This window comes from Mesorhizobium sp. B2-7-2 (assembly GCF_006440775.1).
Taxonomy (GTDB): domain Bacteria; phylum Pseudomonadota; class Alphaproteobacteria; order Rhizobiales; family Rhizobiaceae; genus Mesorhizobium.
In genome coordinates, this window is record NZ_VFTZ01000039.1 from 20,936 (window position 1) to 32,896 (window position 11,961).

The following is an 11,961-nucleotide window of genomic DNA, read 5'->3' on the forward strand; positions in this document are numbered from 1 at the left end:
TTGCTGCCCCAAGGGCAGCCTCCGCCGCGCCGACCCTCGTCAGTCTTGTCGCGGCACTTCATACGACTCCAGCTTGATACCACGGAACACCCCGATCGTCGCCAGCTTCGGCGGTTCCGGCTGCACGTATTTGATCACTTCCTTCACCTCCTGCGCGACCTGTGGCGCCGAGGTCACGACAGGCACGGGCTTGGCCTTGCTCAACTGGTCGACCTGGCTGCCAACGCGCTCCACCGCCCTGGCCAATCCATCGATCTTATCGTCGGCCCGCTTGCGCTCTTCGGCAGCCGCGGCTTCCTCAGCCGCCTTCTTGTCGAGCTCGGCCTGCCGTTTGGCGACATCGTCCGGCGTGTCGCCGGTCAGATCCGCCAGCGTGATCCTTTCGTTCATCTCGCCCTTGCTGCCGGCAGCCTGACGCAAAGCCAGGGACAACTGGCCAGCACCTGCGGCCAATGTGAGCTTCTGTGCATCTTTCGTGCTCACTTCCACAGTCACCGCCTTGACGACAGTCGGATTGTCCTTGGTCGCATCCGCAACCTGGTCGACGGCAAGCACCTTGACGCTCTGCAGCAACACGTCGACGAAACTCTTGTCGGCACCGTCACTGTCGCGAACCGATCGGGTCAGCAGTACGTCGACACGGTCGCCGGGAAAGACGAAGCCGGCCACGCCGAGCACGTCGTTGACCCTGATGGAAACGGCTTTCATGCCCTCGTCAAGCACCGCCGATAGGGTTGCGCGCTGGCCCGGGCCGGTGATCTTGGCAGCGAGAACAGGTTCGTTTGCGCTGATGGACTGCAGCGCCTGGCGCGCACCGTTGCCGGCCATAGCTTCCTTGACCGTCTTGAACGCGCCTGCCGGCATCGCTCCGGCCGGCCATGCAATTTCGCGCAATTTGTCGGCGCTCAGCGCGTCGCCGAATTTCAGCGGCACCGCAGCGACTACGACCGTGCTTGCCTGCACGCCGTTCGATTGCGCCATTGCGCTGCGCTGGTTTGCCAGCCAGATGTTGGCGAGAACGACCGCCAGCACGCCGAACACGCCGGCGAGCACGATCATGATGAGTGTATTGGCGCGCATTTTCCCACCCCAAAATCGCCCCCCATGGGCGATGCTAGTCTCTCATGGCGCGAACCCTGGGCCGGGATCGAGCGATCCGGCCCAGGGAATTCTTGATTACGTCGGAACAGCGCAAGTGCCGGTGCCAGTGCCGGCAGCGTTGGTGCCATGGTTATTGAGATGGACGCAGAGACCAGCGAACTGATCGCCAACCCATCCGGCGATCACGACCACAACAGCGATCGTGGCAGCGGCGATGAGACCTAGCAGAATAGAATATTCGACCATGGCAGCGCCGTTTTCGTCGTCGCGGAACTGCCGGGCCATCGTCATGAGCTTCTTCATGCCAATTTCTCCCTTTGGAGGTTTGAACCCGACGAGACAGAGCTAAGGATGAACCCCATACCCAAGCATCCCCCGTCACGTTCAATCCTAGGTCCCTCGAAAAAGCCGAGTCAAACGGATTAACGGAAGCTTAACCTTTCAATACTGGCAAGGACGCTCTTTCATTTTCGACAACAGCTTGATTCGCTTGGCTTTTCAAGCGGTCTTAACCATTCATTCACAATTTCGCCGCGCCCACGCCGCACCCTTGTCACATTAGAAATCATATATAATTCAATATATCTAAGAACTTAGCAGACATTGGTCGGCCTGCGGGTGACAAAGGTCGTAGGACCTTGGTCGGTGAAATGCGGAGCAGGAAAAATAAAACGATTTCTTGAAGTCTATTTTTTAACTATGTTGCAAGTATACATCCCTTATTGCCTGTATGCCGCTTGCTCCCCTCGTGGTTAACGCTTAGTTTCGATCCAGGGGAAATCGCGGGGGCTTGAGCGGAATGCTGGGTCGCTTCATCAAAGGACCGAATGAGCAAAGTGCGCCGCAGACGGCGCCCGTGGTTGCGGCTGCAAACGGAACAGTTGCGATGTCCACGGCGGATGGGGAACCGCAAGGCGGCGATTTCCTCACGCTGAAGGTCGAGCTGCACCGGCACCTGATCGATCGCTTCAACCTGACTGCGCTTGAAAATGCATCCAAGGACGAGATCCTTAACGAGATCCGGCCGATCGTGCGCGAGTTCGTGCGCGGCCGGAATGTGCCCTTGAATGCTCGCGAGCTCGATCAACTCACTAGCGACACGGCGGATGAGATGCTTGGCCTTGGTCCGATCGAGCCGCTGCTCAAGGACGATTCCATTACCGACATCATGATCAACACGCATGAGCGGGTCTTCATAGAGCGTCGCGGCATGATCGAGCAGACCGCGATCCGTTTTCGCGACGAGGCGCATCTGCTGCGCATCATCAACAAGATCGTCTCGGCCATTGGTCGCCGGGTCGATGAATCGTCGCCGATGGCGGATGCGCGCCTGGAGGATGGCTCGCGCGTCAACATCGCCGTGCGGCCGGTTTCGGTCGATGGCCCGCTTGTATCGATACGCAAATTCTCCAAGAATCCCTATTCGCTGGAACGCCTGATGGCGTTCAATTCGATCCGCCAGCCGATGATCGATCTGCTGCGCATCGCCGTGCAGGCGCGCAAGTCGATCCTGGTTTCGGGCGGCACCGGCAGCGGCAAGACCACGCTGCTCAACGCGCTGTCGAGCCACATCCCATCGAAGGAGCGCCTGGTCACCATCGAGGATGCTGCGGAGCTGCAACTGCAGCAGCCCCATGTCGGCCGGTTGGAAACGCGTCCGCCCAATGTCGAGGGCAAGGGCGAGATCCGCCAGCGTGAGCTGGTGAAGAATGCGCTGCGTATGCGGCCCGACCGCATCATCGTCGGCGAGGTGCGTGGCGAGGAAGCCTTCGACATGCTGCAGGCCATGAACACCGGCCATGAAGGCTCGATGACCACCATCCACGCCAACACCCCGCGCGACGCCATTTCGCGCCTGGAGCAGATGGTCGGCATGGCCGGCATGCCGATGACGCATGAATCCATCCGTGCGCAGATTGCATCGGCCATCGACATCATCGTGCAGACGCAGCGGCTTGCGGACGGCGGCCGGCGGGTCGTCTCCATCGCGGAAATCACCGGCATGGAAGGCAACATCGTCCAGTTGCAGGAAATCTACCACTATGTCAGGCGCGATGTTGCCGCCGATGGAGCAATCATAGGCGATTTCCGCGCCACCGGCGTGCGTCCGCGCTTTGCCCCTGAGGCCGCCACGCTCGGCCTGCACTTCGCCAAGGACGCCTTCAATCCGCAGGTACCTATGTGATGCTGACGGGACAGGCGCTGCTTTACTTCATCTACGCGGTCGCGGCGGCCTCCGTCATTCTTGCCGGCGAAGCCTTCTATCTATCGCTCGCCGGTCGGCGGTCACGTACCATGGCGATCAACCACAGGCTGCGCCGCTTGGCCGACGAGGCTCCTGCCGAAAAGACCTTGCAAAATTTGCTGCGCGAACGCGGCCTGACCGATTCAGGGGACTTCATCTCCGGCTTTGTCTGGCTGAACCGGCTTTATACCCAGTCCGGCATTACCGGAAGCCCGCTGACTTTCGCGTCGAGCTTTCTTCTTGCAGGCCTGGTATTGGCCTTGCTGCTTTCGTTCCTTATCCGATTGGCTGCTCCGGCTGACTTCATCATCTTTCTGCTTGTTGCCTTCGCGCTGCCGCTGCTCGTTCTGCGGCGAGCCCGCGGGAAGAGAATACAGAAATTCGCCAAGCAATTGCCCGACGCTCTCGACATGATTGTCCGTTCATTGCGTGCCGGCCATCCCGCCACTGTTGCAATAGGCTTGGTCGCCCGTGAAATGCCGGATCCCCTGGGAACGGAATTTGGCATCGTCGCCGACGAGATCACCTTTGGGCTGAGCATCGAGCAGGCGATAAGGAAGCTGTCGGAACGTGTAGGCTTCGAGGGACTGCACCTGCTGTCGGTATCGCTGTCGATCCAGGCCAAGACAGGCGGCAACCTCACTGAGATTCTTGCCAATCTCTCATCGGTGCTTCGCGAGCGGCAAAAGCTACGAATGAAGATCAGGGCGCTGTCGGCCGAAGGTCGCGTTTCGGCATGGATCATCTCATTATTTCCGGTTGTGATGTTCCTGGTCCTGCAACTGATAGCGCCGTCATACTACGGAAAAGTCTGGGGCGATCCGATGATATTGCCCGTGTTCCTGATCTTCGGGATCTGGGCGCTTCTTGGTGACTTCATCATGTACCGAATGGTCACTTTCGATTTCTAGGAGTGAGCTATAAACCTGCTTTCCAACACCAATGACCTGACGTTTCTGGTCTCCCTCGCCGTCTTCGCGGCGGCTGTGGCCCTATTCCTGTTCGCCGCATTGGTGTTCTTGCCGGCATTGCAGACGCGGAGGCTGGTCACCGATAGCCTGTTAGGCGACAGTGTTGTCGACCGTCGCTCGATATTGGGACAGGACCGGCTTGCCAAGATCGCGGCGCAAAAGCCGGTCGATGCCTATTTCAAGTCGATCGAAAAGGAACGCAAGGAGCCGAATGCGCTGGAGGCAAAGCTCTTTCGTGCCGGCTTTTATCAATCCAGCGCGCCTCTGATCTATACGCTTTGCCGGCTGGGCGCCGTCTGCATAGGCTTCCTGGCCATGTATGCGCTTCTCTCTCGCGTGCTGCCATCGCGGCTGCCTGAGTTCTTGCCCTTTGCTGGGTCAGCCTTGTTTGGCCTGGCCTGCATCGTCATTCCCAGCATCATGCTCGACCGCTTCGAGAACGCACAGAAGCGTGTCTACCGTCGCTCCTTTCCCGATTTCATGGACATGATGATCACTTGCGCCGATGCCGGCATGAGCCTGGAAGCGGCAGTCGAGCGCGTGAGTCAGGAAATGGCCGGCACGCACAAATGGTTGGGCATCCAGCTTACGATCATGAATCTACAACTGCGCGCCGGTAAACCATTGCGCGAGGCGTTGCGTGAGCTCGCCGATCGCATCGGCCTCGACGAGGCAAGAGCGCTGGCCGTGCTGTTTCGGCAGTCGGAAGAACTTGGCACCAGTCTCACCGAAGCATTGCGGGTTTACAGCGCCGAGATGCGCGATCAGCGGATTTTTCATGCGGAAGAGCGCGCTAATTCCTTGCCGGTCAAAATGATGATCCCGCTGGGGCTCTGCATCTTTCCAGTGGTGATGTTGGTGATCATGTTGCCGGTCATCATTCGCATGAGAGGCATTTTCTTCTAAGTTGTCGTATGATTAGGTTCTAAACAGAGTCGGGGATCCTAGGGGACAAAATGACAGGCCCAATACGCCTCGCCGCCGCAGCCAGTCTGCTGCTTATCCTGCTCGCCGGTTGCCAGTCGACCGATAGCACGGGCGTCGTGCGCACCAATGAGCCCGCCAAGGGCGACTATACCGCCTTTGGAGATACCTTCGACGGACTGAAAACGATCAGTGACGTCGACTACTATGCGTCGGACCAGGCGGTCACCGAGGCCAAGACCCAGTTCCGTTCCGAGAATTACGGCAATGCCGGCGCCCTGTTCTACAAGGCCACAAAGCTGGCGCCCAATGACGGCGTCGCCTGGCTCGGCCTCGCCGCGTCCTGCGACCGCATCCGGCGTTTCGACTTGGCCGACATGGCCTACGGCCGAGCTTACCGGCTGCTCGGCGCGACGCCGGAATATTACAACAACCTCGGCTATTCCTATCTGCTGCGCGGCAAGCTGCAGGACGCGCGCAGCAACTTCCTCAAGGCCTATGAACTGGCGCCCAACGATCCGACCGTGGCCAACAATCTGAAGCTGCTGTCCTCTAGCGTGCGGAACATTGAGCGGTCATGAGCCTTTTGCTGGCCGCTGCGCTTGTGTTCAAAGGGGCAGCGGTCCTGTTGCTGGCGCGAATCGCCTGGACCGATTTCACGACGCAGAAGATAGCCAACCGAGCCGTGCTGCTGCTGCTCTGCCTCGGGCTCGGCGCGCTGCAATTCCAGGCGCTGCAAACTCACTCGTGGCTGGAAATGGGCATCAGCGCGTTTGGCGGCGTCGCGCTATTCCTTGCGCTGTTTCCGTTCTGGCTCTTGCGCAAGATCGGCGCCGGCGATGTCAAGCTGATGAGCGTCACGCCGTTTCTGATCGGCGGCGGCAATCTCGCGGTGTTTTCCGTGTTCCTGCTGGTCTTCGCCGTCGCCACGGCGGCACTGGTCAAGAATCCCTTCCTGCTGCCGGCAGGGGTGTTCCGCCACTATGTCCAGCATATGGATCGCAAGGGCGTCGTGCCGTTCGGCGTGCCGATCTCGGCAGCCGCGATCTGCGCGATAGCCTTGCAGATGTATCATGCGGTGGTGGTGGCAACAAGTTCCGGGGTCTTGGAACAGCTTAACTAAATCACGCTTGGCGGCTTTGCTGTACGAAGCGCGGGCCATCCGGCAGCGTTCACAGGCAACGTCAACCAAAATGCAAACGTCGCGCTGTGCGGATTAAGCGCGATCAGCGTGAAGACCGAAATGGTCGCCGTCATCGGAGCCAGGAAGCGAAGTAGCGGAAGCGTGTTCTGCATTCGCCGAGGATAGGCTGGACAGGTTAATTAGACGTGCATGTGGAGGGCCGTTAACTTTCTGGAAACCATTTCCTTGTCTCGGCGATGAAGTGCTGCTTGAATGGCGTCTTGGGGAGGGGCGACAGAAATGTTAAATGAGGATTTCTTTGGGCGTATCGCCATCACTGTCGTCATGACGTTCTTGGCGACGTCTAGCGCGATTCCGTTGTTCCTTTATTTCCAGCACGACACTTCGGCCATCACGCTGGCAGTCGTAACTCAACTAACATCGACAGTGTTTCTGTTGCTGCAACTGGTCATGACGATCAGCCGGCTTCCGGCGCAGGCAACTGCGCGGGGAATCGAACCGAGGATCACTTCGGTGGCCGGAACCTTCCTGATACTGGTGGCAATGGTTCTGACACGTCCGGTGGAAAGTGGGGCTGTGCAAGTGACCGCACTTTGCTTAATTTTCGTTGGCACGTCGAGTTCGATTTTCTGTCTTAATTGGCTCGGCCGGTCTTTTTCTCTCATGGCTACGGCTCGCCGCCTGGTTACCACCGGTCCATATTCCGTTGTCCGCCATCCGCTCTACATCTGTGAGGCAGTATTTGTTGTCGGGATGATCGTTTCGCATTTTTCAGTGCTGATGGTCGCATTGGGCATACTGCAGTTCTCGTTGCAGTACCGTCGTGCCATGAACGAAGAAGCGATCCTGCGGCAGACCTTTCCCGAATATGATGAATATGCCCGGCGGGTGCCAATGCTGTTGCCGCGATTATTTTCTGCCCCCCAGGCGGCACCTTCCCGAGATAGCTGACCCGCAGCCCCCCTCAAAACCCCGACGTCGACTTCTCCACCAGCTTCAGCTTACCCTTCTCCACCTTGAAAAACGGCATCGACCTTTGGCTCGAGCCGTCAGCGCGGAAGCGGAACAGGCCGGTCGAGCCGCGGAAGCCGCTGGCGTTTTCCAGCACCTGCTTGCTGAAGCCGTTAGGGCCGGCGGAGCTCGCGATGCCCGCGCTCAGCGCCACCACGTCGTAGGCATAGGCCACGTTGACGTCCGGCTGGTAGTTGTAGGTCGCCTTGAAGCGGTCGGCGATCGGGCCGGTCTCGCTCTGGTCGAGCGTCGCGATATAGGCGCCTTCGTAGAGCGGATCCATCGGGCGCTCGAGCCAGCGGTCGGTGCCGATCAGCGTCACCGCCTTGCCCGGAATGCCTTTGGCCTTCAGCGCCGCGAGCACGGCGACAGGGCTGCCGTCGCCGCAGGCGACGACCACGGCGTCGGGCGCCTCGACCAGCGAGCCCATGTCGGACACCACCTTGGCGCCGCCGTCGCTCGCCGAATAGGGCAGCGTCACCGCAAGCGTGGCGCCATAGATGCTGAGCGCGTTGGCTACCCGGGATTCAATCGGGCTCGAATCCGCGCCCGAAGGCACCAGCAGCACGAATTTCCTGGCGCCCTTGGCGGCGACCGCCGCCGCGCCCGCCGCGGCGCTATCGGCTTCGCCGAGCCGCACCGAATAGACGCCGGGGCCACCGGCGAAATTGTCGGCCAGCGCCAGCACCGGCGGCCGCTTGGAGCCGGAGAGCTTGGCAAGGTGCTGCGCGGCCGCAAGCTCGGACGGCCCGATGACCGCCTTCGCCGTGCCCGAGGTGATCGCCTTCACCGCGAGGTCCTTCGCGTAGCCGCTGTCGCCGCGCGTGTCCTCGATCGTCAGCGTCAGAAGCTTGTCGCCGAGGTCGGCCATTGCGAGGCGCGCGCCGTCATACATTTTCCGGCCGGTCTCGCCCGTGCTTCCGGGCGCCGAAAGCGGCAGCAGCATGGCCACCTTGGTCGGCCCCGTGCCGAGCGTCAGCTGGGCCTTGGCGGCGGCGGCCGAGGCCGGGCCGGCCGAGGTCGCGCTGGCCAAGGCCGCGCTACTCAAAGTCTGGCCGCTTGCCTGCTGGGCGGGCGCCGCGGGCGCGCCCGCCTGGCCGGCGGGTGCCGCGACCGCCGACGGATCGAGCACGTCCGACGCGCCGCTCTTTGACTGGCATGCGCACAGCGTCGCGACGAGCCCGAGAGCGAGAGCCAACAGACGCGGATCGTGCCGCTCACATTTCATTTGATGCTTCCATCCCATCTGCCGCCAGCTGTTCGCCCTGGTCTGCCTTCACTTCTCTTAACGTTTGCCTGCCCGGCCGTCCCGTGATTCTTGCGTCATGGCTTTAGCCGTCGAAGAGCCGCGCTCTCAGCGCCTGTATCGTCCTCGACTGCGCCGGGCTGCGATAGTCGGCGCATTTCATGTAGCGCGGTCCCGGCACGAACGATCGTCGCACGCAGACGCGCTTTTCCTGGCCGGTAACGGCGCCGTCTTGGGAAGCGTCGGAGAACCCGATCGTCGAGATGTCGGAGAACCCGATCGTCCAGACGTCGGAGAAGCCGATCGTCGCCACCGGCAGCGGCCCGGCCGCATCGAGCCCTTCCCGTGCCAGGATCGCACGTGCGCGCCGGCAGTAGTCGACCGAGCGGACCGAGAAGCGGGTTTCCCCGTGCCCGGCCCGGTATTTCATCACGGTGGTGCAAAGATCGCCCGCGGCGAGCCTGTTTGCCTGCGCCAGATATCTGACGCCGAGCGCGATGTTGGTGGCCGGCTCGCCAAGCTCGTCGAGCGAGCCGCGAAAGCCGAGCATCCGCGCCGTTGCCGGCATGACCTGCATCAGCCCGACCTCGCCGTCGGCGCCGTGCACGCCGGGATCGAAGCCGCTTTCGATCTCCATCACCGCATGCGCCAGCACCGGCTCGAGGCCGTAGAGCGACGCCTGGCAGGTGGCGAATGCCTTGAATGTCGCGCGCGTCCGCTCGGGCGCCGCGTCGCAGCGCACGGGCTGCGCCCGCTGCGGCTGCGGTCGTTCCAGCCAGTTGGCGTGGACAGGTGTTTGCCCCAGGCCGAGCAAGGCGATCGCCAGGGCAATTCCAGGAAGGCTGCGCAGCGGTTTTCCGCTCGCAATCGCGTCAAGACAAAGAAATGGGCCGTTTCGCCGTTTCGGTGAAGCGGCGGACCGGTCCAGCGCGATCGCCTTCGCCGGTTCTCCGTCGGCCACCATCGCAGCCAGCTGGTGCTCGATGGGCCGTCAGCTCAGTGCATGTACTCGACCATGCGGTCGTGGAAGCACTCGCATTTGTTGAGCGTGTCTTCGTCCTTGTAGTCCGTCTTCAGATAGCCATAGGCCATGCCGCAGGCGACCTTGGCTTCCGAAGCCCAGACGAAGGCGGGGCGCGACGAGTTGATCCATTCCGGGCTGTTGGCGACGGCGACCGATTCGTCCATCAGCTTCACCACATGGTCCTTGAGCTCGACCATGTTGTCGGTCAGCACCAGGTCCGACGTGCCCACGGTGCGGCAATAATTCACCGCCGGCTCGCCGATGATATCGGCGGCGAACCCCGTCGACCCGGCCACGAGCAGCGCCGCGACTGATGCCAGCAATCTTACGGAATGTCTCATGTAAGCCCCTCTCCGAATTGCGAATTCACGCGTTGCTTATGCTTAGCATGGAAGCGTGGTGGCGCGCCACGCCCCTGAGCCAAGTTTGCGTCATCCAGACGACCGTACCGTCAAGTCACGGTTTCCGTGTGAGTGTGGGCGTGATCGTAGAGGATGGTAATCGCGGAATTGACGCCTACGCCCGTCAGCGATGCCACTTCGACCATATTGCCGCCGGCAGCGGTACCGTTGTCATCGACCATCACGTGAGCCGCGTTGTTCGAGAAGGTAACATTGACCGCAGCGCCCGTCTGCCCATCCGACGTAGGCGCGTTGGCGCCGAGGGATTGGAGCAGATCGGACAGGTCGATGACGTCCTGCCCCGGCGTATAGTCTGCGATGACATCGGCCACATGGAGTGTGAGCTTGGACGCATCGATCACAAACGTATCGTTGCCTGCGCCGCCGGTCAGGTGGTTTAGCCCCGACCCGCCGATGAGGATGTCGTTGCCGGCGCCACCGTCCAGGTTGTCGTTGCCGGCGCCGCCGATGAGCGTATCGTTGCCGTTATTGCCGTTGATCGTGTCGTTGCCGGCTCCGCCGTACAATGCATTCGCGGAGCCGTCGCCATTTAGAATGTCATCGTAGTTGGACCCGATGATGTTGGGCAGGAGGGATGTCGACGTGTAGGCGTGGCCCGTGACGTCCGTCGAGTGGTCTGCGGTCCCCGTTCCGGTCAGCGTGATGCCGATCGAACTTGCCGCGGCATCATTGTCTCCGTCCACGAGCTGGACCGGAAGGCTGAAGCTGACAGGATCGCTGGATTGAACGGCCGCGCCGAACCCGGTAATGGCGAAGTCGGTTCCGGTGACGGGTTGATGGTTCTGAGGATTGAGCGGAGAAATATTCGTGAGTTCCAGGCTGGTGTAGCCGTCGGCGGTGAACGTCGCGATGGAAGTTTGTTTGTCGAGCACGCCTGTTACGTGGGCCTCGTAGTGAGTTCCGAGGGCATCCGCCACACTGACGAATTGAACAGTGTAAGTCCTGTCCGCAAGTCCGCCGCCCGGAGTGCCGACCAAAATCGGCGTTGCCGCAGTACCAATATCCGCAAAATTAACGATCTGCGTTTGCCCGTCATACGTAATGGCGATTGATGTGACCGAATCGTAGTGGCCATCGCCGACGACATTACTGCCGTCGGTGCCCGAATAGTTCGAGCCGAGACCGTTGTAGTCGTCGCGGGCTACAATATTGAGGACCGAATTGGCCGTTCCGTCGCCAAAGGTGAAGTTGGAACCGTTGGCCACATAATGGTTGTCAAACACCTGGCCGCCAGCATTGCTCGTGGCTCCGGTCAGATCCTGGACGAAGTCGACCCTGATGCCTTCGCCTGAGCCGACATTCTGTCCGGCGAAGCCGCCGCCGACGCCAAACGAATTCGCGTTCCCGTTGATCGTCGAACCGGTACCAAGGGGAGTGAAAAGCACATCCCTCGAGTCATCGTTGACCGGATTACTTTGCTGCCCTGTAGGTACAAAGCCGGCCCAAGGGCTGTTTCCGCCGTAGAATGCATATGACCCATTGGTGAAGGTGACCTGCGACAGGCTGTCGACCGTCCCGCTCATGTTCACGGAATAGGTGGACTGCGATGGGTCGAGGGTGACCGTGAACACAATCGTGTTGCCTACCACTCCCTCCAGGGTCTGCCCGTCGACCAGATGGTAAGTAATGGCCTGACCGCCCGACGTCAGGCCGCTGTCCGCGCCGTCGGACACCGCGAACCGCACCGTGCCTGCGCCGTCCGCTCCGTAGTTGTTCGATACCATTTGGTCTGCATCGAGGAAGAGTGTCGCCGAATGCCCCGCTCCGTTCGCCAGCACTGCATAGTCCGGCGAGACCGCTGTCGGCACGTCGTCGACGACGTCGATCTTGACCGTGCCGGTCACCGTGTTGCCGTTGGCGTCCTTCGCCGTAT

12 protein-coding genes are annotated in these 11,961 nt (G+C 61.0%); 6 read left to right on the forward strand and 6 right to left on the reverse strand.

Annotated elements, in window-relative coordinates:
• Positions 1-39: 39 nt before the first annotated feature.
• Both cpaB and FJ425_RS29965 read right to left on the reverse strand, forming a co-directional pair.
• Positions 40-1,080: a Flp pilus assembly protein CpaB gene (gene cpaB / locus FJ425_RS29960; protein ID WP_140636255.1), complete on the reverse strand. Its 1,041-nt coding sequence runs from the start codon at positions 1,078-1,080 to the stop codon at positions 40-42.
• Between the two features lie 96 nt (positions 1,081-1,176).
• A complete protein-coding gene (locus tag FJ425_RS29965) occupies positions 1,177-1,404 on the reverse strand; it encodes a Flp family type IVb pilin (protein ID WP_140636253.1) in 228 nt (75 codons plus the stop codon).
• Between the two features lie 496 nt (positions 1,405-1,900).
• Here FJ425_RS29965 and FJ425_RS29970 point away from each other — a divergent pair, with 496 nt between their 5' ends.
• The 6 genes from FJ425_RS29970 to FJ425_RS29995 all read left to right on the forward strand — a co-directional run bounded on the left by FJ425_RS29970 (position 1,901) and on the right by FJ425_RS29995 (position 7,336).
• Positions 1,901-3,286 (forward strand): CpaF family protein, encoded by a 1,386-nt coding sequence (locus tag FJ425_RS29970; RefSeq protein ID WP_140636355.1) that lies wholly within the window; start codon positions 1,901-1,903, stop codon positions 3,284-3,286.
• Positions 3,286-4,257 carry a type II secretion system F family protein gene (locus FJ425_RS29975; RefSeq protein ID WP_140727782.1) on the forward strand — a complete coding sequence of 324 codons (972 nt, stop codon included), beginning with the start codon at positions 3,286-3,288 and terminating at the stop codon, positions 4,255-4,257. Before FJ425_RS29970 ends, FJ425_RS29975 begins: the two co-directional genes overlap by 1 nt.
• 15 nt (positions 4,258-4,272) lie before the next feature.
• Complete coding sequence (locus FJ425_RS29980; protein WP_140727784.1) at positions 4,273-5,223, forward strand: type II secretion system F family protein; 951 nt, start codon at positions 4,273-4,275, stop codon at positions 5,221-5,223.
• Between the two features lie 50 nt (positions 5,224-5,273).
• Positions 5,274-5,822 (forward strand): tetratricopeptide repeat protein, encoded by a 549-nt coding sequence (locus FJ425_RS29985; RefSeq protein ID WP_181176114.1) that lies wholly within the window; start codon positions 5,274-5,276, stop codon positions 5,820-5,822.
• Positions 5,819-6,364 carry a prepilin peptidase gene (locus FJ425_RS29990; protein WP_140727786.1) on the forward strand — a complete coding sequence of 182 codons (546 nt, stop codon included), beginning with the start codon at positions 5,819-5,821 and terminating at the stop codon, positions 6,362-6,364. Before FJ425_RS29985 ends, FJ425_RS29990 begins: the two co-directional genes overlap by 4 nt.
• Positions 6,365-6,664: 300 nt before the next feature.
• Entirely contained in the window at positions 6,665-7,336 is a 672-nt protein-coding gene (locus FJ425_RS29995) for an isoprenylcysteine carboxylmethyltransferase family protein (RefSeq protein WP_140636246.1), read from the forward strand.
• A gap of 13 nt (positions 7,337-7,349) precedes the next feature.
• Here the strand turns inward: FJ425_RS29995 and FJ425_RS30000 are convergent, their stop codons facing one another.
• The 4 genes from FJ425_RS30000 to FJ425_RS32425 all read right to left on the reverse strand — a co-directional run.
• Positions 7,350-8,624, reverse strand: coding sequence for an ABC transporter substrate-binding protein (locus FJ425_RS30000; protein WP_140727788.1), 1,275 nt, complete (start codon positions 8,622-8,624; stop codon positions 7,350-7,352).
• 103 nt (positions 8,625-8,727) lie between these two features.
• Positions 8,728-9,456 (reverse strand): lytic transglycosylase domain-containing protein, encoded by a 729-nt coding sequence (locus FJ425_RS30005; protein ID WP_246678076.1) that lies wholly within the window; start codon positions 9,454-9,456, stop codon positions 8,728-8,730.
• 182 nt (positions 9,457-9,638) lie between these two features.
• On the reverse strand, positions 9,639-10,007 hold the full coding sequence (locus tag FJ425_RS30010; protein WP_140727792.1) for a hypothetical protein: 369 nt from the start codon (positions 10,005-10,007) through the stop codon (positions 9,639-9,641).
• 110 nt (positions 10,008-10,117) lie between these two features.
• Positions 10,118-11,961: type I secretion C-terminal target domain-containing protein (locus FJ425_RS32425; RefSeq protein ID WP_140727794.1), on the reverse strand; the 1,844-nt coding region annotated here is incomplete at its 5' end.